This is a genomic window from Pseudomonas sp. VEM90 (assembly GCF_054611535.1).
Genome location: NZ_JBTRAR010000019.1, coordinates 69,426 through 89,459, shown reverse-complemented (window position 1 = coordinate 89,459; position 20,034 = coordinate 69,426). Strand labels below are relative to the sequence as shown.

Genomic DNA, 20,034 nt, shown 5'->3' with positions numbered 1-20,034 from the left:
TGGGCTTAAGGCGCACGTGGGTTGTCGCGCGGTGGCCGGGTGGGTTCCAGGTTCGGGGTTTGCTGCTGGCGGCGCAGGTTGTCGCCATTGCCGATGCCACGATTGTCCAGGGTGGGTGGGCGCTGGTACGGGGCGGTGGATGGGCCACGTACCGGTGGCGCAGGCGGCATGCTGCCTTGACGGCTGTTGGGGTTGGCCCGCTGGATCGGGCTGTTGTAAGGGTTGTTGTTGCCGGCAGCACGTGGCACGGGCTGCTGCGCCGCCGCGTGCGCGGGCAGGCACAAGGCCAGGCCGAGGGCCAGGATGGGCAATGTCGGGGTCATGCTTCACCTCCTGTACGAAAATGCCGCGCCTGGTGGATTTGATAGCCTAAGGCGCGAGGGGTTCGCGGCAAAAGTGTGAATGCGGGTGGAGATGATTCCTGATGTTTCAGTATGGGCCTCGGAGGGCTGCTTTGCAGCCATTCGCGGGCGCGCCCGCTCCCACGGTCACCCACAGATTTCTGGCCTGTGAGACACGTGTGGGAGCGGGCTTGCCCGCGAATGGCCGCAAAATCTACTGGCCGTTGTCCACCTTGTGCCGCGCCGCATACAGGCACAGCATCTCCATGGCCAGGGTTGCCCCGGCCAACGCGGTGATATCGGCATGGTCATAGGCTGGCGCCACTTCCACCAAGTCCATGCCTACCAGGTTGATGCCACGCAGCCCCCCCAGAATCTCCAGCGCTTGCACCGTGCTCAGCCCGCCACACACCGGTGTTCCGGTACCGGGCGCGTAGGCCGGATCGAGGCAGTCGATGTCGAAGGTCAGGTACACCGGCCGCTCGCCCACCCGCTGGCGAATCGCCGCAATCACCGCCTCTGTGCCCTGGCGGTGCACCTGCCGAGCATCGAGAATGGCAAAACCCTGGCTGTCGTCATTGGTCGTGCGCAGGCCAATCTGCACCGAGTGGGCCGGGTCAACCAGGCCTTCGCGGGCGGCATGCCAGAACATGGTGCCGTGGTCGATGCGCTTGCCCGCCTCGTCCGGCCAAGTGTCACTGTGCGCATCGAAATGGATCAGCGCCAGCGGGCCATGGCGGCGGGCGTGAGCCTTGAGCAGCGGGTAGCTGATGAAGTGATCGCCACCGAGGGTGAGCATGGCGCAACCCGCCTGCAGAATATGCTCGGCATGGGCCTCGATGCTGTCCGGTACCGACTGCGGCGTGCCGCTGTCGAAGGGGCAGTCACCATAGTCGATCACCGCCAGGTGGTCGAACGGGTCGAACGCCCACGGCCAGTGGCGGGCCCAGGCCTGCTGGACCGAGGCAGTACGGATCGCCCGCGGGCCGAAGCGCGCGCCGGGGCGGTTACTGGTGGCCGTGTCGAACGGCACACCGCTGACCACCACATCCACACCGCGCAAGTCGCGGCTGTAGCGGCGGCGGGAAAAACTGACAACACCGGCGTAGGTGCTTTCTGCGGCGGTCCCATACAGGCTATCGCGGGTAATTGCCTGGTCGTTGCTTGCGGCTTGGTCCACGGTCGGGCTCCTTGATTGTCATGGGCTACTGCCGGCTGCGGAAGGCGGTCCACAGACGGTTGCGTTGGCGCAGGTCGGCCAGGGCCATGCTGCGGTCGGCATACAGGCGCTGACGCACCTCGGCCGACGGATAGATATCCGGGTCGTTGCGCACCGCTTCGTCCACCAGCGGTGTGGCAGCCTGGTTGGCGTTGGCGAAGAACAGCGTGTTGGTCAGCGCTGCCACCGACTCTGGCTTGAGCATGAAGGCGATGAACGCCCGGGCGGCCTCGGGGTGTGGGGCGTCCTTGGGGATGACCAGGTTGTCCTGCCATACCAGCGTGCCTTCGCGGGGGATGCGGTAGATCACCTCGAACGGCTTGCCGGCACGACGGGCCTGGTCGGCGGCCATCGCTGCATCACCGTTGTAGGTCAGCGCCAGGCACACGCTGCCATTGGCCAGATCGTTGATCTGCCGGCCGTTGGCGACGTAGCTGATCGACGGCTGCAACTGGCTGAGCAGGTTCTGCACGGCGGCCAGATCACCCTTGTTCTGGCTGTAAGGGTCCTTGCCCAGGTAGTTCAGGGCTACGCCGATCACCTCCTGGGGCGAGTCGGGTATAGCGATGCCGCAACCCTTCAGGCGGGCGGCGTACTCGGGCTTGAACAACAGGTCGAGGCTGTCCAGCGGTACATCGCCAAGGCGCTGGCGTACCGCCTCCACATTTACCCCCAGGCCCAGCGTGCCCCAGGTGTACGGCACAGCATGGCGGTTGCCGGGGTCAACCTCGGCCAGTTTGCCCAGCAGGTCCTTGTCGAGGTTGCCGTAGCCAGGCATGGCCTGAGCATCCAGCGGTTGCAGGGCATTGGCCTTGAGCGCCCGGGCCAGCACGGTGGATGACGGCACCACCACGTCATAGCCGCTACCACCAGTCAGCAGCTTGGTTTCCAGTACCTCGGGGGTGTCAAAGGTGTCGTAACGCACCTTGTAGCCGGTTTCCCGTTCGAAGCGCTGCAGGGTTTGCGGGGCAACGTAATCGGCCCAACTGTAGAGGTTGACGACCTTTTCTTCGGCCTGCAGCGGCAGGGCCAGAACCAGAGACAAAAGGCACAACGATCGACGCATGGCGGACACCTCGGTAAATGGGTGGATGCCGCGAGCATGCCAGCCGGGTTACATTGCACCAATGGCAAGTTTGAAAAGCTGACATTCACCAGGAGCAATGTAATGCTGGGACAAGTGCACGATCCCGACCTGCACCTGCTGCGGCTGTTCGTCACTGTAGTCGAGGCAGGTGGCTTCAGCGCCGCTCAAGGCGTGCTGGGCCTGAGCCAGCCCACCATCAGCCAGCGCATGGCGCAACTGGAGGCACGCTTGGGTTACCGCCTGTGCAGCCGCGGCAAAGGTGGTTTTCGCCTGACGGAAAAAGGTGAACTGCTATTGGACGCGGCGCGTGGGCTACTGCTGAACATCGAGCAGTTTCGCCAGCAGGCCAACGGCGTTGCCGGGCGGCTGCTGGGAACTGTGCGCATCGGCATGGCGGAAAATCAGGACAAGGCGGTGAGCCTGAAACTGGCGGCGGCCATTGCGGCATTTCGCAGGCGAGAGGAATCGGTGCAACTGGAGCTAGTCAGTGCACCGCCGGCGGAGCTGGAACGGCTGTTGCTGGAGCAGCGGCTGGACTATGCCATCAGCTACTTTTCCGGCAACCAGGCGGCATTTGATTACCAGCCCTTGTTCGCGGAGCGGCAGCGGCTGTATTGCGGCAGGGGGCATGTGCTGTACGGCGAAACGGATGTTGGGCTTGAGCGGTTGCTGGACATGGACCAAGTGCGCCATCCGTACCGTTTTCTCAAAGGGGGCGAACCGTTCCAGAGCAGACGCAGCACGGCAGTGGCGGAGCAGATCGAAAGCGTGCTGACGTTCATGCTGTCTGGGCGGCATATTGGCTACTTGCCATGCCATTGTGCACAGGCCTGGGAGGCCGAAGGACTGTTATGGGCGCTGGACCCTGCGCTTGATTTTGAGGTGCCGTTTACCCTGGCCCGGCACCGGGCACAGGGGGTTGGCGAGGCAGCCCATGTATTTGCGCAGGATTTGCTGGCGGCGTTTGCCTGAACCGGCCCCTTCGCGGGTAAACCCGCTCCTACGCCGGATCGGAGGTGGACACCTGTCGGTGGCTGGGCACAGGCACCGTCGTGTAGGAGCGGGTTTACCCGCGAAGAGGCCGGCCCTGCTGGCCAATTTCCACCAGGCGTTCACCGTTGCCGCCGCTACCGTATTCGCGGGTAAACCCGCTCCTACGCCGGATCGGGGGTGGACACAGGTCGGTGGCTGGGCACAGGCCGTCGTGTAGGAGCGGGTTTACCCGCGAAGAGGCCGGCCCTGCTGGCCAATTTCAACCTGCCGTTCACCGTCGCCGCCACCACCGTATTCGCGGGTAAACCCGCTCCTACAGGGGCTCACAACGTCTGAAGACGGCGCTGTGGTAGGAGCAAGCGGGTTTACCCGCGAACAGGCCCGTTCAGGCCACCACAATCAGTAAGCCATGCTCCAGCTCAGCGTGTAGGTCCGCCCACGCCCCTGGTAGTCATACAGGTAGGCCGGCCCGTAGGTCGGCGAATAGAACAACGTCGCACGCTGTCCCCATACCGTGCTGTACTGCTTGTCCAGCAAGTTCTGGATACCGGCACTGAAGGTGCCGAAACCGGTGTCCTGGCTGCCCAGCAGGTCGAAGGTGGTGTAGCCATCAATCTCGTGATCGGCATCGTCCTTCAGGCTGAAGGCATGGTTGGCCTGCAACCGCGCACTGCGCCCATCGGCCTTCCAGCCGACGAACGCGGTGGCCTTGGACAACGAAGCATAACGGGCATCGCGCTTGATCCAGCCGCCGTCGGTGGCCTCTTCCTCGGAGCGTGTCATGTGCAATGTGCCGCCAGCTTCCCAGCCGGTCTGGAAGTGCCGGGTCAGTGCTCCTTCAAAGCCGAAGTCGCGGCTTTTCTGATCTTCCACATCGATGGTCAGCGTTTGCGAATCGACGTTGATGATCTTGTCCGACCAGATGTAGTACAGCGCTGCCTGTGCATCCCAGTCCAGGTCGGCATAGCGCCAGCCCAATTCCACCTGGCGGCTCTTGATACCCGCCAACGGGTTATCGGCCACGCTCAGGCCCGGCTTGCCGTAGTACTTGGCCGGGTCAGGCAGGTCGAAGCCTTCGCCATAGTTGCTCCACACCTGGTGGCCGTTCTTGAAGTCGTAGATGGCACCGACGTTGAACAGGTTGACCTGATAGTCGTTACTGCCACCTGGCACACCCTTGAAGTCGCTGACATCAACGTCCATCTGCTGCCGCCGGGCACCACCGGACAATGTCAGGTTGTCGGTGGCATGCCAGTCCAGCTGGGCATACACCGACACACCATCCACCCGGTAGCTGGGGTAGCGTGCGGCCTTGCTTTCTTTTTCCAGCTCCAGGCCACCCGACTCGGACGAGGTCTGGGCGTTGAAGGTGGTCTGCTCGGCGTTGAAGCGCTCACGATCCAGATCAACGCCGTAGGTCAGCTTCAGCGTATCCCACTGTTTGGCAAACAGGCCCTTGAGGCTGGTGACCTCGAAGTTCTGCTGCGAGGCGGCAAAGTACACCCCGCGCGAGCCGGTGGGTGTGGCACGGTTGTAGTACGGGAACGGGTAGAAGTTGTCGTCTTCCTTGCGGTACGAGGCCTGCAGGTAGAAGTCCTGGCCCAGCACGTCGGTGTGGTGGTAATTGGCATTGAGCAGCAGGCGCCGCGTACGCGGCTCCAGGTCCGATGAATAACCGCTGCGCAGCTCGGCGTCTTCCAGGTCGGATGGCGCGTTGTAGTTCAGGTTGGGGAAGTAGATACCCGTGCTGCCGTGGTTTCCCGAGTCGTAGTACTGGGCCAACAGGTCGAGGCTCTGCTGGTCGTTCAGCTGCAGGCCCAAGGTACCGAGTACGTCGATGGTGCGGTTGTACTGCAGGTCGGTCTGGGTGTTGTCGATGAAGATCTGGTCGCCAGCACCATCGTAGAAGGCTTCGTTCTGCTCACCGGAAACGCCCAACCGGGCATTGACCCGCTCGTTGCCGCCGCTGACCGACTGGGCGAAGCGCGTAGCCAGGTCGTCGCTGTTGTTGAAACCGCTGCTGGCCCCCAGCTGGGTCTCGAAGCGCGCCGGGCCGGATTCGCCCTTCTTGGTCACGATGTTGATGATGCCGCCGGTGGCACCACCGCCGTAGATGGCGCTGGCGCCAGACAGCACTTCGACGCGCTCGACGTTGAACGGCGAAATGCTGTCGAACTGGCGCGACAGGCCGCGTGAGCTGTTCTGGCTGACCCCGTCGATCATCACCAGCACGTTGCGCCCGCGCATGTTCTGGCCGTAATTGGTGCGCCCTTCCGGCGCCAGGTCAAGGCCCGGCACCAGCTTGCCGATGGCTTCCTTCAGGCTGACGCCGCTGTCGATCTGCTCGCGCAATTGCTGCTGCTCGACCACCCAGACGGTCCCGGGGATTTCGCTGATGGCGGTGCTGGTGCGCGAGGCTACGCTGACTTCGATCGGCTTGAGGTTGACCGCCTGCGGCGCGGCCTCGGCCTTGCGCAGGGTGACGGTGCGAGCCTCGCTGAACTGCCAGCTCATGCCGCTGCCGGCCAGCAACTGCTGCAGGGCCTGCTCGACACTGTAGTTACCCTGCAACGCCGGGCTGACCTGGCCGGCGACATCGCCCGTGGTGTACAGCAGGTGCAGGCCGGCCTGGTCGGCGAAGGTGGTCAGCGCCTGGTCCAGTGGTTGGGCTGGCAGGTCGAGCTGGACCTGGCGAGCTTGCATCTGGGTCTGTTCGGCGGTCGTCGCGGCCCCTGCGTGCAGGGGACCGAACAACAAGGCCAAGGCACTGCAAGACATCAAGGCATGGTGAAAAGAACCGCGACGGCGGTGCAAGGGCTTGAGCATCAGAGGCACGAATGAGCTTCCTGACAAGTCGTAAATGAGAATGGGTTGCTGATCAGTCTCACTACGACGATCTGGCTTGCAGGAACTTGCAGTGCCAAATGAAAAATATTTTTATTTCTGTCCGGCCTCTTCGCGGGCAAGCCCGCTCCTACAACGACTGCGCCCGCCTGAATATCGTGCGACCTGTGCAGGAACGGGCTTGCCCGCCAAGAGGACGGTACAAGCTCATCAATGCACTACGGCCAACCACGGCAGGTAGGTCACCTTCAGGCCATACCGCTGCTCCAACGTCCGCAACAGGGCCTCAGGTTCATCCAGGTCGAACACCCCGCTCACCTCCATCGCAGCCAGCTTGCTGTCGGACAACACAATGCGCCCATGCCGGTAACGCTCAAGCTCCGTCAGCACCTGCCCCAGCGGCTTGCCGTTGAAGATCAGCTTGCCCCGCTGCCAGGCCATCTGCGTGACGGCATCGGCCGCCACCGCCAGTTGATGTTCACCCACCCTGGCTTCACCGCGAGCCAACACGACGTGGCCATCGCGCTGCACGCTGAAGGTGGCGGCATTGCCCTGCACCCGCGCACCGGCCGTATCGACCACAAACGGTCGTGAATCATCGGCGGTCTCGAACAGTGCCTCACCCGCATCGAGTACCACACGCCGCTCATGCTCGTTGAACGCCACGCTCAAGGCACTGGCGCTGTTCAGCGTCACCCGTGTGCCATCTGTCAGGGTAATGACCTGCCGCTCGCCCACGGCGGTGTGATAATCGGCCAGCAGCATCGGGGCTTGCTGCCAACCCGCCACCGCGGCGACCAGCAATACCACCGATGCCGCCACACCCGCCTGTTTCAGTCGGCCGCGGCAATGGCGCAGGGCCTGGCCGATGTACTTCGCCACCATGCTCTCGGAAACCCCCAGGCGTTGAGCGACCTGCTTCTGGGTCAGGCCCTCGACACGGTTGAGCAACAGCGCCTGGCGGGCATTGTCCGGTAACTGCAACAGCGCCTGGTCAAGAATCTGCAAGCGCTCACGGGCCAGCAACGCCGCCTCGGGTGCTGGCGCCGGGCAGGCCACCTCACAGGCTCCGTCGCTGTCGTCGTGGCTGGCGGCGATGCGTTGCTCACGGCGCAAGGCGTCAATTGCCAGGTTGCCGGCCACGCGGAAGATGAAACTGCGCGCGTGCAACACAGGCACTGCCTGCTCGTCGATGTTCACCAGCTTCAGGTAGGTTTCCTGCGCCACGTCGGCCGCGCGCTGGCGGTCGCTCATGCGTCGCGTCAGAAACTGCAGCAGGTCGTCGTAGTGCTCCTGGAAACTTGCCAGCAGGCCCGACATGGGTGAAGTCAGCATGATTGGGGAACAGCCAGTAAGAGAGGTTATCGGGCGTTAATGAGAAACAGTATCTTTCATATCAACCGATACTTTCAACGTCGACGCGCATTTGCCACACTGCCAGCTCCACTCCGGCAAGGTCACAGCCCATGACTGCCTGTCTGTACCGCTATACCCGTCTGTTCCTGGTCCTGCTGCTGGCCTGTGGCCTGGCGGCCTGTGCGCTGTTCCAGCCACGTGACCCGGTGAACATCAGCGTGATCGGCATCGAACCACTGCCCGGGCAGGAGCTGGAACTGCGCATGGCGGTGAAAATGCGGGTGCAAAACCCCAATGAGGCGCCGATCGATTACAACGGCATCGCCTTGAACCTGGAAGTGAACGGCCAGCCGCTGGCCGCCGGGGTCAGCGACCAGCAGGGGCACATTGGCCGTTACGACGAAGCGGTGATCGTGGTGCCGGTCAGCATCACGGCGTTTTCCTTCCTTCGCCAGGCCTATGGGCTGGGCAAGCTGGATTCGCTGCAGGGGCTGCCCTACAAGCTGCGCGGCAAACTGGCCGGCGGGCCGCTGGGGACCGTGCGCTTTACCGATGAAGGCAGGCTGGACCTGCCCAAGGGCACCTACTGGTAAGCGCCAAGCGGGAGTGCTCAGCGGTTGGCGCTGGCTGCGGCCATCAGCTTGTTGACTTCGCTGCGCACCATGCTGGCGTATTCAGGCGGCGTCATGCCGTCCAGTTCGGCGCGCACCCACTCGGCCCATTTGCCCTTGCGCCGTGGCTTTTCGGCAATCAGCCGGGCGGCTTCGCCCTTGGCTTTGCCCAGGTTGTTCTGCCACATCTCGAACAGCCGGGCCTTCTCTGCCTCGATCTGCGCCCGTTCCTCGAAGCTCATGTTGGCCAGATTGAAACTCATGAAGTTACCTGCAGGTTTGAAAATGGCCGCTATCTTACACCCAGGCAACCCATCATCGGAAAGCCGCCGCAACTTTCCCGACGTGGCGGCATCCATTGTTCACACTCCCATTGACGAGGACGAGTTCATGGCCCGGAAAAACGCCACGCTGACGGACAGCGATCAGATCAAGGACCAGGTATTCAGCGAACTGCAATCGCTGATAGAAGAATCGGAAAAACTGCTGAACGACAGTGCCGCCCTGGTCGGCGAAGAAGCAGAGACGCTGCGCGCCCAGGTAAGCCTGAAACTTCGTCAGGCTCGCCAGGCGGCCAGCAACGTGCGCAGCAAGGCGCAACCGGTGGTGGACGCCACCCAGGACTACATCGGCGGCCACCCCTGGCAAACCGTTGCCATTTCCGCCGGCCTCGGGCTGGTAGTGGGGCTGTTGCTGGGTCGGCGCCATTAAGGCCTGCGCCGCCTGGTGCACATCAGGCGGCCAAAGCCTGCGGGATGCCGCTGTGGAAGCGCAGTTCCTGGTCTGGTGACTGGATCAGCTCCATTTCCGCAGCGCGCACCAGCTCGACGCGGCGGGCGATGTCCGCCTCGTCTCCGTAGTTGTGCGCCAGTTTCAGGTAGCCCTGGTAGTGGCGCGCTTCGCTTTTCAGCAGCCCGTGGTAGAAGCGGCCCAGTTCTTCATCCAGATGCGGCACCAGCGCGGCAAAACGTTCACAGCTGCGCGCCTCGATGAACGCCCCCACCACCAGCGTATCCACCAGCTTGACCGGCTCGTGGGCGCGCACCAGCCGGCGCAACCCTGACGCATAACGCCCCGCCGACACCGGGCGCAACGGCACACCGCGACGCTTCATGAGGCGTAACACCTGTTCGTGATGCACCAGCTCCTCGCGGGCCAGGCGCGACATCATGTTGATCAGATCAAGGTGAGTGTTGTACTTGGCGATCAGGCTCAAGGCCGTGCTGGCGGCCTTGAACTCGCAGTTCTTGTGGTCGATCAGCAGGGTTTCCTGGTCGGCGAGCGCCGCTTCGATCCAGGCGTCTGGCGTCGGGCAGCCAAGAAAGGCGTCGATTTCGGGGATCAGGGACATAAGCGTGCAACCACACAGAACAGGCAGGGTCGGCGATTATACCGGCGGCGGCTGGCGACGCCAGTGACTATGCTTGATGTACATCAAGCGCTGGAGGGGAAAGCGCCGACTATAGTCAGGCACTGGTCGCCATCATCGAAGGGAGTTAACGCCCATGCAAGCCGTCCGCAGCATCCTCGTCGTCCTCGACCCCACACACGCCCATAGCCGGGCGCTTACGCGGGCCAAGCTGATCGCTGGCATCACCGGCGCACGCCTGCACTTGCTGATGTGCGACAAACGGCATGATCACAGTGCGCTGCTGAGCCTGCTGAGCAGCCAGTTGCATGATGACGGCTTCGACAATGTCACCCATGAAGAGGGCTGGCGCGACAACCTGCACGACACCATCATCCATGTACAGCAGGCCGAAGGCTGCGAACTGGTGATCAAGGATCACCGTCCGGACAACCCGCTGAAAAAGGCCCTGCTTACCCCCAGCGACTGGAAGCTGCTGCGCCAATGCCCGTGTGCCGTGCTGATGGTCAAGAGCGAGCGGCCGTGGACCGGGGGCAAGATCCTGGCGGCGGTGGACGTGGGCAACCAGGACGAAGACCACCGCCGCCTGCATGCCAGCATCATCGACCACGGCTTCGAGATTGCCAAACTGGCCAAGGGAGAACTGCATGTCATCAGCGCCCACCCCTCGCCGATGCTGTCAGCGGCGGACCCGACGTACCAGCTGAGCGATACGATCGAAAAGCGCTACCGTGAAGCGTGCAAGGCGTTCCAGATCGAATACGGCATCAGCGAAGAGTGCCTGCATGTGGCCGAAGGGCCGGCGGATGTGTTGATTCCACATACCGAACAGAAGCTCGATGCAGTGGTGACAGTGATAGGCACGGTGTGCCGCACAGGGATTTCCGGGGCGTTGATCGGTAATACCTCGGAAGTGGTGCTGGATGCGCTGCAGGGTGATGTGCTGGTGCTCAAGAGCGAGGAAGCCATCGCCCACCTGGCGGAGCTGGCCCGCGGCTAAGTATGCAACATGCAGGCCCCTTGTAGGAGCGGGTTCACCCGCGAATGCGTCATTGATTTCAACGCCACATTCGCAGGCAAACCCGCCCCCAAGGTTCCGTTGCCGCCTGGGAATCTAGACCAACGCCTCCCGCACTTTTGGGTCAAGCCCCTCCCCCGCGTGGGCCTCGTTCCACTCTGCCAACTGCCGGAGCATCGCCGGCGTCCAGAAGCTCTTCATATGCTGCCGCACCCCTTGCACCGCCAGCGCCCGGTCTGGCTCGCTGTCGAAGTAATGGGCAATCTGGTTGGCCATCTTGACCAGGTTTTCGCTGCTCATCGGCGAACCTCGGCTTTCTCCGCAGTACGGCGCTCTTTCAGCAGGCGCTGCTGTTCATCACTGAAGTCCTGATAGCGCTTTTGCCATTGCGATGGCTGGAACACTTTCACCACTTCCACTGCCGTCACCTTGTACTCGGGGCAGTTGGTGGCCCAGTCGGAGTTGTCGGTGGTGATCACGTTGGCCCCCGACTCCGGGAAGTGGAAGGTGGTGTACACCACGCCCGGCGCCACGCGCGCACTGACCTTGGCACGCAGCACAGTCTGCCCGGCGCGGCTGCCGATACCGACCCAGTCACCGTCGTGGATACCACGGCTTTCAGCGTCGGTCGGGTGGATTTCCAGGCGGTCGGCGTCATGCCAGGCGACGTTGCCGGTACGCCGGGTCTGGGCGCCGACGTTGTACTGGCTGAGAATGCGCCCGGTGGTCAACAGCAACGGGTAGCGGTTGTTGACCTTTTCGTCGGTGGGCACATAGCCGGTGAGCATGAAGCGGCCCTTGCCACGCACGAACTGGTCGATGTGCATGGTCGGCGTGCCGTCTGGCGCGGCGTCGTTGCACGGCCACTGCAGGCTGCCATGACGGTCGATTTCAGCGTAGCTGACACGACGGAAGGTCGGCGTCAGGCGGGCGATCTCGTCCATGATCTCGGAAGGGTGGCGGTAGTTCATCGGGTAGCCCAGGGCGTTGGCCAGGGCCACGGTAGCTTCCCAGTCGGCCTTGCCGGCCAGCGGCTCCATGACCTTGCGCACCCGCGAAATACGCCGCTCGGCGTTGGTGAAGGTGCCGTCCTTTTCCAGGAACGAACTGCCCGGCAGGAACACATGGGCGAACTTGGCAGTTTCGTTGAGGAAGATGTCCTGCACCACCACGCACTCCATGGCGAGCAAGGCCGCCGTGACGTGCTGGGTGTTGGGGTCGCTCTGGGCGATGTCCTCACCCTGGCAGTACAGCGCCTTGAAGCTGCCATCCAGCGCCGCTTCGAACATGTTGGGAATGCGCAGACCCGGGTCGGGCTGCAGGGTCACGCCCCAGGCCTGTTCGAACTCGGCGCGCACGCCCTCGTTGGAGACATGCCGGTAGCCGGGCAGCTCGTGGGGGAACGACCCCATGTCGCACGAGCCCTGCACGTTGTTCTGCCCGCGCAGCGGGTTCACCCCTACCCCTTCTCGGCCGATGTTGCCAGTGGCCATGGCCAGGTTGGCAATGCCCATCACTGCGGTGCTGCCTTGGCTGTGCTCGGTCACGCCCAGGCCGTAGTAGATTGCCGCGTTGCCGCCGGTGGCATACAGCCGGGCCGCAGCGCGGATCTGCTCAGCGGGCACACCACAAACCGGGCCGAGCACCTCGGGGGCGTTTTCTGGCAGGCTGACGAAGTCGCGCCAACGGGCGAAGTCTTCGGTTTCGCAGCGGGCATCGATGAAGCGTTGGGCCAGCAGGCCCTCGGTGACGATCACGTGGGCCAGGGCGTTGAGCATGGCCACGTTGGTGCCCGGGCGCAGTTGCAGGTGCAGGTCGGCGCGGGCGTGCGGCGAGTCGACCAGGTCGATGCGCCGTGGGTCGATCACGATCAGCCGCGCCCCCTGGCGCAGGCGGCGCTTGAGTTGCGAGCCGAACACCGGGTGGGCGTCGGTGGGGTTGGCGCCGATCACCAGCACAACGTCGGCCTGCATCACCGAGTCGAAGCTTTGCGTGCCGGCTGACTCACCCAGGGTCTGCTTCAGGCCATAACCGGTGGGCGAATGGCATACTCGTGCGCAGGTGTCGACGTTGTTGTTACCGAACGCCGTGCGCACCAGTTTCTGCACCAGATAGGCTTCTTCGTTGGTACAACGGCTGGAGGTGATGCCGCCGATGGAGTCGCGCCCGTACTTGAGCTGAATGCGGCGGAACTCGCTGGCAGCATAGGTCACGGCCTCGTCCCAGCTGACTTCCTGCCACGGGTCTTCCAGGCGCTTGCGGATCATCGGTTTGGTGATGCGGTCCGGGTGGGTGGCGTAGCCCCAGGCAAAGCGGCCCTTGACGCAGGCGTGGCCGTGGTTGGCGCCACCGTTCTTGTCCGGGACCATGCGCACCAGCTGGTCACCCTTGATTTCGGCGCGGAACGAGCAGCCAACGCCGCAGTAGGCGCAGGTGGTAATGACCGAACGCTCAGGCTGGCCCAGCTGCACCAGGCTCTTTTCCGTGAGGGTCGCGGTCGGACAGGCCTGCACGCAGGCGCCGCACGACACGCATTCGGAAGCAAGGAAGTTTTCGCCCCCCGCTGCCGCCACCCGCGATTCGAAACCACGCCCGGTAATGGTCAGGGCGAACGTACCCTGGATGTCCTCGCAGGCGCGCACACAGCGGCTGCAGACGATGCACTTGCTTGGCTCGTAGTCGAAATACGGGTTGGAAACGTCTTTTTTCTCGTCCAGGTGGTTGGCGCCGTCATAGCCGTAGCGCACCTCACGCAAGCCCACCTGGCCGGCCACGGTCTGCAGCTCGCAGTTGCCGTTGGCCGAACAGGTCAGGCAGTCCAGCGGGTGGTCGGAAATGTACAGCTCCATCACGTTGCGACGCAGGCCGGCCAGACGCGGGGTTTCGGTGCGCACCACCATGCCTTCGCTGACTGGCGTGGTGCAGGATGCCGGGTAGCCGCGCATGCCTTCGATTTCCACCATGCACATGCGGCAGGAGCCGAAGGCTTCGAGGCTGTCGGTGGCGCACAGTTTGGGGATGCTGGTGCCCAGCATGGCGGCGGCGCGCATGACCGAGGTGCCAGCCGGCACGCTGATGGCGCGGCCGTCGATGCTCAGGCTGACCTGCACTTCGCTTTCGCGGGCCGGGGTGCCGAGGTCGCTGCTTTTATCAGAAGCGGGGTCGAAGAAATTGATCACTGTGCGGCCTCCGTGGTGGTCAGCCCAAAATCGGCGGGGAAGTACTTGAGCGCGCTGGCCACCGGATAGGCAGTCATACCGCCCATGGCACACAGCGAACCGTACTGCAGGGTGTCGCACAGATCGCGCAGCAACAGCGCCTGGTCGTGGCGCTCGGTGATGTCGCTGCTGGCGATCAGCCGGTCAACCACTTCCATACCCCGGGTGGAGCCAATGCGGCACGGGGTGCACTTGCCGCAGGACTCCTCGGCACAGAACTGCAGGGCGAAACGCGCCATGCTGGCCATGTTCAGCGTATCGTCGGCCACCACCACACCGCCGTGGCCGAGCATCGCGCCCACGGCAGCAAACGCTTCATAGTCCAATGGGGTGTCGAAATGGCTGGGGGGTACCCAGGCACCAAGCGGGCCACCGACCTGCGCAGCCTTCAGCGGGCGGCCACTGGCCGTGCCACCGCCATAGCCTTCCACCAGCTCGCGCAGGGTCAGGCCGAACGCGCGCTCTACCAGGCCACCCTGGCGAATGTTGCCGGCCAGCTGGAACGGCATGGTGCCCAGCGAGCGGCCCATGCCGAAATCGCGATAGAATGCTGCACCCTTGGCCAGAATGATGGGCACCGAGGCCAGGGTAAGCACGTTGTGCACCAGCGTTGGCAGGCCGAACAGCCCTTGCAGTGCAGGCAGCGGTGGCTTGGCGCGGACGATGCCACGCTTGCCTTCGATGGATTCGAGCAGCGCGGTTTCTTCGCCGCAAATATAGGCGCCGGCGCCCACCCGTACTTCCAGGTCGAACGCCTGGCCGCTGCCGGCTACGTCAGCCCCCAGGTAGCCAGCGTCACGCGCGATGGCGAAGGCCTGGTCGAGTACCCGGATGGCGTCGGGATACTCCGAGCGCACATAGATGTAGCCCTTGTCGGCACCCACGGCGAGGCCGGCAATGATCATGCCCTCGATCAGCAGGAAGGGGTCGCCCTCCATCAGCATGCGATCAGCGAACGTGCCCGAGTCACCCTCGTCGGCGTTGCACACCACGTACTTCTGCCCGGCACCAGCGTCACGCACGGTGCGCCACTTGATGCCGGCCGGGAACGCCGCACCACCACGGCCACGCAGCCCGGAATCGAGTACTGCGGCAACCACTTCGGCACCGTCCAGCGCAACGGCAGCCTCGAGGCCCGCGAACCCGCCATTGGCACGATAGTCGTCCAGCGACAATGGCCGGGTAATGCCAGCGCGAGCGAACAGCAGGCGTTGCTGGGTCTTGAGATAGGGTATTTCTTCGACCGGCCCCAGTGCCAGCGAGTGGCCACCGGGTTCGCCCGCCAGGGCATCAAGCAGTGACGGCACATCGTGTGGCGTAACCGGACCGAAACCCAGGCGCCCTTGTGCACTGTCGCACTCGATCAGCGGCTCCAGCCAGTAAAGCCCGCGCGAGCTGGTACGCTGGATGTCCAGCGGCAACTGGCGGCGCTCGGCCTCGCGCAGCAGGGCCTCGGCAACCTGATCGGCACCCACGGCGCGGGCAACCGAATCACAGGGAATATACAGCTTCAGCATGCTGAGTCCTCCTGGCAACCGTTGACCAAGTCCCGCAGGCGCTCAGGGGTGAGGCGCGCGTGCACCTGGCCGTCCAGCTCCAGCGCTGGCGAGCAGGCACAGGCACCCAGGCAGTACACCGGGCGCAGGCTGATGGCCCCGTCAGCGCTGGTGCCGTGGTCGTCCAGTGCCAACTGTTCACGCAACTGCGCGGCCAGGGCTTCAGCGCCACGGCTCTGGCACGACTCGGCACGGCACAGGCGCAGGGTGTGACGAGCGGGCGGCGCGGTGCGGAAGTCGTGATAAAAACTGATAACCCCACGCACTTCAGCCAGGCTGAGGTTGAGCGCATGGGCGATCTCGGGGACCGAGGCATCAGGGATGTAACCAATCTCGTGCTGGACGGCATGCAGGATCGGCAACAGGGCACCTGGGGTGTCCTTGTCGCGGTCCAGAATACGCTGGATCACAGGCAGGTGGAGCAATTCATCAGGCATACAGCGGACCTCGGCATCACGGACCCTGCCTGAATGGTTGAAAGGGCAGGTTTCCGGCGTGTTCTGCTGCGGCGCACCGTCCACGTCACAGTTGCGTGGTACTGGCGGCCTCCTCGCCCACGGCCGCACGTCTGCGCGCACTGACCCTTGGGCATCCTGCTAGCATGGCACTTGTGGCGCCGAGGGGTTGTATACGAGCGACCAGGCGCATTCTGAAACCGACGCACGTATTTGCGCCCCGGCATCCTATGCCGCGACTTGCCGGTCAGGTGTGTCTTGAAACCATCGTTGCATGGCGCCAAGTACTCGAAACCGGACCTGGCCCATTGCCGGGCCTGCCAGACGGCAGCCCCGGCAATGGGCTGCCATCCAGCGTGGCTACGGGACAGAACGCGACTGAATTCAGTCGGTGGACTGCACCGCCGCGGTGTCGGCGGCGGGTGCCGGAGCCTGGGCCTGGGCCTTTGACTTCGCGCGATTGCGTCGGTCCTGGCTGCGTTGCCGCGCAGCTTGCTGCTTGGCATGCAGCGCCTGAGCGGCGGTCACAGTACCCGCGGCCTGACCGTTCAAGTCAAGGCGCGGAGCATTCTCCACCATGCTCGCCCAGTATCGAGCGCCCCGGCACCACGTGGAAATGCCCAGCTTGAGCTGTTCGCGGGTCAACCCAAGCAGCTCCAGGTGTTGCTCGGCATCCTTGAAGATGCCCTCCTTGAGCGGCACCTTGGGGGCCGGGTTGACCGGGAAAGCCAAGGGAAAATGCTTCTGCAGGGGCCAGATCGCTGCCACCGCCGGGTCCATCTCACGCGGCTTCGCCTGCGGGGGCGACTTGCGCTTGGGCGGTTTCGCGCTATCGGCCTTTACCTGCCCTTTTTCCGCCCGCAGGCGGTCTCGTAGCTCAGCTAGTTGTTCAAAACCCATTGTTCATTCACTGCTTCGAAGTTGATTGCGTGGTGCAAGGATACCCCATGCAGCCTGCACATTGCTTGCAGGCCAACTTTCCCGGCTAGCCGAGGCACAACGTACATGCCAGTGCGAAGGCCCTCAGCTGAACACCCAAAGCACGCGTGTGGGCTTGTCGGTCAGGTTGGCGTAACGAAAACGGGCGTGGGGTTGCAGCTGAAAACTGTCATTGGCGTGCAGCGTGACCGGCTCAGCATCGCCCACCCACACGGTCAGTTCGCCTTCGAGCACGAAGCAGCCCTGCTCCGAGCTGTCGTCCAGGTACTCCTCGCCACTGCTGGCCCCCGGCTGCAAATGGCTATCGAGCATGGAGAACGCGCCCGTTATCGAGGGCGATGCCAGCACATCGGTGATGCCTCCCGCCAGGTGCAGCGTGCGACGCTCGTGCGGGCGGGTCACCCAGTCGAGCTCGCGGGGTTTGTCCAGCTTGTAGAAGTAGGCTGTCGATACACCCAGCTCTTCGCTGATGGCTGTGAGATCGGCCACGGTCGGGCGTGATACGCCGCGTTCGACCTGGGACAGAAAGCCCACCGAACGGCCAATGCGCTGTGCCAGTTCGCCCAGCGTCAGGCCCTTGAACTTGCGCAGGTCGCGAATCAGTACTGCCAGGCCTTCGATTTCTTCGTGCACTTTCATGGTTGAATCGCGACTTTCAGACGGGAAATGGATGCCCGGAAAAGTACAGGATTCATTTCACAAAGCAAAATGCTTTGCGGGAGGTGCCTGAGGTGAGATGTACGATTGAGGCACCGATCGAGCACCGCGCGGGCGGCGCTCGATCTCACAGGTGCTGAGAACAGCTAACCAAGCGCTCTGCCCTTACCGAACAGCCTCATAGGTCAGGTCCAGGCACTTGCGGGCTTTCTCCACCAGCTCGTCGATCTCTTCGACACTGATCACCAGCGGTGGCGCGATGATCATGGTGTCGCCCACCGCGCGCATGATCAGGCCGTTGTCGAAGCAGTGCTGGCGACAGATCATGCCGACACCTTTGCCTTCATGACGGGCCCGGGTGGCCTTGTCTTTCACCAACTCGATCGCCCCGAGCATGCCCAGGCCGCGCACTTCGCCTACCAGCGGATGGTCGGCCAGTTCGCGCAGGCGTTGTTGCAGATAAGGCGCGGTTTTATCGTGCACCTGCTGGATGATCTGCTCGTCACGCAGGATCCGCAGGTTCTCCAGGCCTACCGCTGCCGCCACCGGGTGGCCGGAATAGGTAAACCCGTGGTTGAAGTCGCCGCCTTCGCTGATGACCTTGGCCACCTCGTCACGCACGATCACCCCGCCCATGGGGATGTAACCAGAGGTCAGGCCCTTGGCGATGGTCATCAGGTCAGGCTTGAGGTCGTAGTAATCGGTGCCGAACCACTCACCGGTACGGCCGAACCCGCAGATCACTTCGTCGGCGACGAAGAGGATGTCGTGCCTGGCCAGGATTTCCTTGATCTTCGGCCAATAGGTCTGCGGCGGAATGATCACGCCACCGGCGCCCTGGATCGGCTCGGCAATGAAGGCGGCAACGTTGTCCACGCCAACTTCGAGAATCTTCTTCTCCAGTTGCTCGGCCGCCCACACGCCGAAGTCAGCCTCGGCCATATCGCCGCCTTCGCCAAACCAGTATGGCTGCGGGATGTGCACGACATCCGGGATCACCCCGCCCTGCTGGTGCATGCCACTCATGCCGCCCAAGGCCGCGCCCGCCACGGTAGAGCCGTGGTAGCCGTTGATACGGCCAATGATAACCTTCTTGTTGTTCTGGCCCTTCAGTGCCCAGTAATGGCGGACCATGCGCAGCACGGTGTCGTTGCCTTCGGAGCCGGAGCCGGTGAAGAACACGTGGTTCATGCCTTGCGGGGCCACCTCGGCGATGGCCTTGGCCAGCTCCAGCGCGGGCGGGTGCGCGGTCTGGAAGAACAGGTTGTAGTAAGGCAACTGCTTCATCTGCTGGCTGGCGACCTCGGCCAGCTCATCGCGGCCATACCCGACTGCCACGCACCACAGGCCGGCCATGCCATCGAGAATCTTGTTGCCCTCGCTGTCCCACAGGTACACACCCTTGGCCGAGGTGATGATGCGCGGGCCTTTCTCGGCCAGTTGCCTGACATCGCTGAACGGGGCCAGGTGATGGTCGCGGCTCATTGTTTGCCAGGCGAGGGTCTGCGAATTCTGTTCACTCATTGACTTCACTCCATCAAGTTGCGCAGCCGTGCTGCGAGGGTACTTTTTACAGGTGGGAAAGGTCGCTGCTCAGGCAGACAGCAACAGCCTCTGACGCAGGACCGAGCGATGCCGGCAGGCCTTGCCAAAGGACTGGAAGATGGCCAGGTAATGTGGGTTATCCATGACCTGGAACTCGGGGTGCCATTGCACGGCCAGGGCAAAACCCTTGCTGTTCTCGACCGAAACCGCTTCCACCAGGCCATCGGGTGCCAGCGCTTCCACCCTCAGCCCGGGGGCCAATACGTCGATGCCTTGGCCATGGATGGAATTGACGTCGAATATCGCCGGCAGGCCCATGCGGTCGAGCATGCCGCCAGGCTCTACATGCAGGGTGTGGCGCGGCCCATATTGCTTGTCGAGAGGCTCACCCTTGCCTTCGCGGTGGTCCATGAACATGCCGGTCTCGTGGACCTTCTGATGCAGGGTGCCACCCAGCGCCACGTTCATTTCCTGGAAGCCACGGCAAATGCCGAGTATCGGTACGCCGGCGGCGATGGCCGCGCGCATCAGCGGCAACGTGGTGGCATCGCGCAGAGGGTCATGATGGGTGCCCGCAGCACTGGCCGGCCCGTTGTAGTGGTACGGTTCGATGTTGGACGGCGAACCGGTGAAGATCAGCCCATCCACCACTTCGAGAATATCGGCGCTGTCCATCAGCTCACCGAGGCTGGGAATGACGATGGGCAGCCCACACGCTGCCTTGGCTGCCGCGCGCGCGTATTTTTCGCTGATGGTCTGGGTTGCATGCAGCCCAATCATGCTGGTGCATGCGGTAATGCCAATCACGGGCACACGTGGCATATCT

Annotated in this window: 19 protein-coding genes; 4 read left to right on the top strand and 15 right to left on the bottom strand. The window is 63.5% G+C overall.

Annotation, left to right across the window (positions count from 1 at the left end):
* Positions 1-5: 5 nt before the first annotated feature.
* The 3 genes from ACYCCG_RS18445 to ACYCCG_RS18435 all read right to left on the bottom strand — a co-directional run bounded on the left by ACYCCG_RS18445 (position 6) and on the right by ACYCCG_RS18435 (position 2,626).
* Positions 6-323, bottom strand: a complete 318-nt coding sequence (locus ACYCCG_RS18445; protein ID WP_209964766.1) for a hypothetical protein — start codon at positions 321-323, stop codon at positions 6-8.
* A gap of 232 nt (positions 324-555) precedes the next feature.
* A complete protein-coding gene (gene speB, locus ACYCCG_RS18440) occupies positions 556-1,521 on the bottom strand; it encodes an agmatinase (RefSeq protein ID WP_339534415.1) in 966 nt (321 codons plus the stop codon).
* A gap of 25 nt (positions 1,522-1,546) precedes the next feature.
* Positions 1,547-2,626, bottom strand: a complete 1,080-nt coding sequence (locus tag ACYCCG_RS18435; RefSeq protein ID WP_339534413.1) for an extracellular solute-binding protein — start codon at positions 2,624-2,626, stop codon at positions 1,547-1,549.
* A gap of 102 nt (positions 2,627-2,728) precedes the next feature.
* Between ACYCCG_RS18435 and ACYCCG_RS18430 the strand changes: the two genes are divergently transcribed.
* Positions 2,729-3,619 (top strand): LysR family transcriptional regulator, encoded by an 891-nt coding sequence (locus tag ACYCCG_RS18430; protein ID WP_209964761.1) that lies wholly within the window; start codon positions 2,729-2,731, stop codon positions 3,617-3,619.
* 420 nt (positions 3,620-4,039) lie between these two features.
* Here ACYCCG_RS18430 and ACYCCG_RS18425 read toward each other — a convergent pair whose 3' ends face one another.
* On the bottom strand, positions 4,040-6,466 hold the full coding sequence (locus tag ACYCCG_RS18425) for a TonB-dependent receptor (RefSeq protein WP_459671456.1): 2,427 nt from the start codon (positions 6,464-6,466) through the stop codon (positions 4,040-4,042).
* Between the two features lie 228 nt (positions 6,467-6,694).
* Entirely contained in the window at positions 6,695-7,819 is a 1,125-nt protein-coding gene (locus tag ACYCCG_RS18420; RefSeq protein WP_209964759.1) for a sigma-70 family RNA polymerase sigma factor, read from the bottom strand.
* Between the two features lie 131 nt (positions 7,820-7,950).
* Here ACYCCG_RS18420 and ACYCCG_RS18415 point away from each other — a divergent pair, with 131 nt between their 5' ends.
* On the top strand, positions 7,951-8,433 hold the full coding sequence (locus ACYCCG_RS18415; RefSeq protein WP_209964757.1) for an LEA/WHy family protein: 483 nt from the start codon (positions 7,951-7,953) through the stop codon (positions 8,431-8,433).
* A 17-nt stretch (positions 8,434-8,450) separates the two neighbouring features.
* Here ACYCCG_RS18415 and ACYCCG_RS18410 read toward each other — a convergent pair whose 3' ends face one another.
* On the bottom strand, positions 8,451-8,714 hold the full coding sequence (locus ACYCCG_RS18410; RefSeq protein WP_003248880.1) for a hypothetical protein: 264 nt from the start codon (positions 8,712-8,714) through the stop codon (positions 8,451-8,453).
* 127 nt (positions 8,715-8,841) lie between these two features.
* Here ACYCCG_RS18410 and ACYCCG_RS18405 point away from each other — a divergent pair, with 127 nt between their 5' ends.
* Positions 8,842-9,162: an ElaB/YgaM/YqjD family protein gene (locus ACYCCG_RS18405; protein ID WP_176684893.1), complete on the top strand. Its 321-nt coding sequence runs from the start codon at positions 8,842-8,844 to the stop codon at positions 9,160-9,162.
* Positions 9,163-9,184: 22 nt separating this feature from the next.
* Here ACYCCG_RS18405 and ACYCCG_RS18400 read toward each other — a convergent pair whose 3' ends face one another.
* The gene (locus ACYCCG_RS18400) at positions 9,185-9,802 is read right to left on the bottom strand and encodes a MiaE family protein (RefSeq protein WP_003248869.1); all 618 of its coding nucleotides are present in this window, start codon (positions 9,800-9,802) and stop codon (positions 9,185-9,187) included.
* Between the two features lie 154 nt (positions 9,803-9,956).
* Between ACYCCG_RS18400 and ACYCCG_RS18395 the strand changes: the two genes are divergently transcribed.
* Complete coding sequence (locus ACYCCG_RS18395; protein WP_209964754.1) at positions 9,957-10,820, top strand: universal stress protein; 864 nt, start codon at positions 9,957-9,959, stop codon at positions 10,818-10,820.
* 114 nt (positions 10,821-10,934) lie between these two features.
* Here the strand turns inward: ACYCCG_RS18395 and ACYCCG_RS18390 are convergent, their stop codons facing one another.
* The 8 genes from ACYCCG_RS18390 to ACYCCG_RS18355 form a co-directional block, all read right to left on the bottom strand.
* Positions 10,935-11,138 (bottom strand): formate dehydrogenase subunit delta, encoded by a 204-nt coding sequence (locus ACYCCG_RS18390; RefSeq protein ID WP_021785376.1) that lies wholly within the window; start codon positions 11,136-11,138, stop codon positions 10,935-10,937.
* The gene (gene fdhF, locus ACYCCG_RS18385) at positions 11,135-14,017 is read right to left on the bottom strand and encodes a formate dehydrogenase subunit alpha (protein WP_209964752.1); all 2,883 of its coding nucleotides are present in this window, start codon (positions 14,015-14,017) and stop codon (positions 11,135-11,137) included. Before fdhF ends, ACYCCG_RS18390 begins: the two co-directional genes overlap by 4 nt.
* Positions 14,014-15,573 (bottom strand): formate dehydrogenase beta subunit, encoded by a 1,560-nt coding sequence (locus tag ACYCCG_RS18380; protein WP_176684890.1) that lies wholly within the window; start codon positions 15,571-15,573, stop codon positions 14,014-14,016. Before ACYCCG_RS18380 ends, fdhF begins: the two co-directional genes overlap by 4 nt.
* Positions 15,567-16,049 carry a formate dehydrogenase subunit gamma gene (locus tag ACYCCG_RS18375; RefSeq protein WP_209964750.1) on the bottom strand — a complete coding sequence of 161 codons (483 nt, stop codon included), beginning with the start codon at positions 16,047-16,049 and terminating at the stop codon, positions 15,567-15,569. The genes ACYCCG_RS18380 and ACYCCG_RS18375 overlap by 7 nt, the downstream gene beginning before the upstream one ends.
* A gap of 402 nt (positions 16,050-16,451) precedes the next feature.
* Positions 16,452-16,967 (bottom strand): ProQ/FinO family protein, encoded by a 516-nt coding sequence (locus ACYCCG_RS18370; protein ID WP_176684888.1) that lies wholly within the window; start codon positions 16,965-16,967, stop codon positions 16,452-16,454.
* A 123-nt stretch (positions 16,968-17,090) separates the two neighbouring features.
* Positions 17,091-17,645, bottom strand: coding sequence for a helix-turn-helix domain-containing protein (locus ACYCCG_RS18365; protein WP_176684887.1), 555 nt, complete (start codon positions 17,643-17,645; stop codon positions 17,091-17,093).
* Between the two features lie 183 nt (positions 17,646-17,828).
* Positions 17,829-19,187: an aspartate aminotransferase family protein gene (locus ACYCCG_RS18360; protein ID WP_459671415.1), complete on the bottom strand. Its 1,359-nt coding sequence runs from the start codon at positions 19,185-19,187 to the stop codon at positions 17,829-17,831.
* 69 nt (positions 19,188-19,256) lie between these two features.
* On the bottom strand, positions 19,257-20,030 hold the full coding sequence (locus tag ACYCCG_RS18355; protein ID WP_209964745.1) for a gamma-glutamyl-gamma-aminobutyrate hydrolase family protein: 774 nt from the start codon (positions 20,028-20,030) through the stop codon (positions 19,257-19,259).
* Between the last annotated feature and the right edge of the window lie 4 nt (positions 20,031-20,034).

What these genes read in the sequence shown, in the direction of transcription:
- ACYCCG_RS18445 (WP_209964766.1), bottom strand. Translation starts at nt 323, where the DNA reads ATGACCCCGACATTGCCCATCCTGGCCCTCGGCCTGGCCTTGTGCCTG.
- ACYCCG_RS18435 (WP_339534413.1), bottom strand. Translation starts at nt 2,626, where the DNA reads ATGCGTCGATCGTTGTGCCTTTTGTCTCTGGTTCTGGCCCTGCCGCTG.
- ACYCCG_RS18430 (WP_209964761.1), top strand. Translation starts at nt 2,729, where the DNA reads ATGCTGGGACAAGTGCACGATCCCGACCTGCACCTGCTGCGGCTGTTC.
- ACYCCG_RS18425 (WP_459671456.1), bottom strand. Translation starts at nt 6,466, where the DNA reads ATGCTCAAGCCCTTGCACCGCCGTCGCGGTTCTTTTCACCATGCCTTG.
- ACYCCG_RS18420 (WP_209964759.1), bottom strand. Translation starts at nt 7,819, where the DNA reads ATGCTGACTTCACCCATGTCGGGCCTGCTGGCAAGTTTCCAGGAGCAC.
- ACYCCG_RS18415 (WP_209964757.1), top strand. Translation starts at nt 7,951, where the DNA reads ATGACTGCCTGTCTGTACCGCTATACCCGTCTGTTCCTGGTCCTGCTG.
- ACYCCG_RS18410 (WP_003248880.1), bottom strand. Translation starts at nt 8,714, where the DNA reads ATGAGTTTCAATCTGGCCAACATGAGCTTCGAGGAACGGGCGCAGATC.
- ACYCCG_RS18405 (WP_176684893.1), top strand. Translation starts at nt 8,842, where the DNA reads ATGGCCCGGAAAAACGCCACGCTGACGGACAGCGATCAGATCAAGGAC.
- ACYCCG_RS18400 (WP_003248869.1), bottom strand. Translation starts at nt 9,802, where the DNA reads ATGTCCCTGATCCCCGAAATCGACGCCTTTCTTGGCTGCCCGACGCCA.
- ACYCCG_RS18395 (WP_209964754.1), top strand. Translation starts at nt 9,957, where the DNA reads ATGCAAGCCGTCCGCAGCATCCTCGTCGTCCTCGACCCCACACACGCC.
- ACYCCG_RS18390 (WP_021785376.1), bottom strand. Translation starts at nt 11,138, where the DNA reads ATGAGCAGCGAAAACCTGGTCAAGATGGCCAACCAGATTGCCCATTAC.
- ACYCCG_RS18380 (WP_176684890.1), bottom strand. Translation starts at nt 15,573, where the DNA reads ATGCTGAAGCTGTATATTCCCTGTGATTCGGTTGCCCGCGCCGTGGGT.
- ACYCCG_RS18375 (WP_209964750.1), bottom strand. Translation starts at nt 16,049, where the DNA reads ATGCCTGATGAATTGCTCCACCTGCCTGTGATCCAGCGTATTCTGGAC.
- ACYCCG_RS18370 (WP_176684888.1), bottom strand. Translation starts at nt 16,967, where the DNA reads ATGGGTTTTGAACAACTAGCTGAGCTACGAGACCGCCTGCGGGCGGAA.
- ACYCCG_RS18365 (WP_176684887.1), bottom strand. Translation starts at nt 17,645, where the DNA reads ATGAAAGTGCACGAAGAAATCGAAGGCCTGGCAGTACTGATTCGCGAC.
- ACYCCG_RS18360 (WP_459671415.1), bottom strand. Translation starts at nt 19,187, where the DNA reads ATGAGTGAACAGAATTCGCAGACCCTCGCCTGGCAAACAATGAGCCGC.
- ACYCCG_RS18355 (WP_209964745.1), bottom strand. Translation starts at nt 20,030, where the DNA reads ATGCCACGTGTGCCCGTGATTGGCATTACCGCATGCACCAGCATGATT.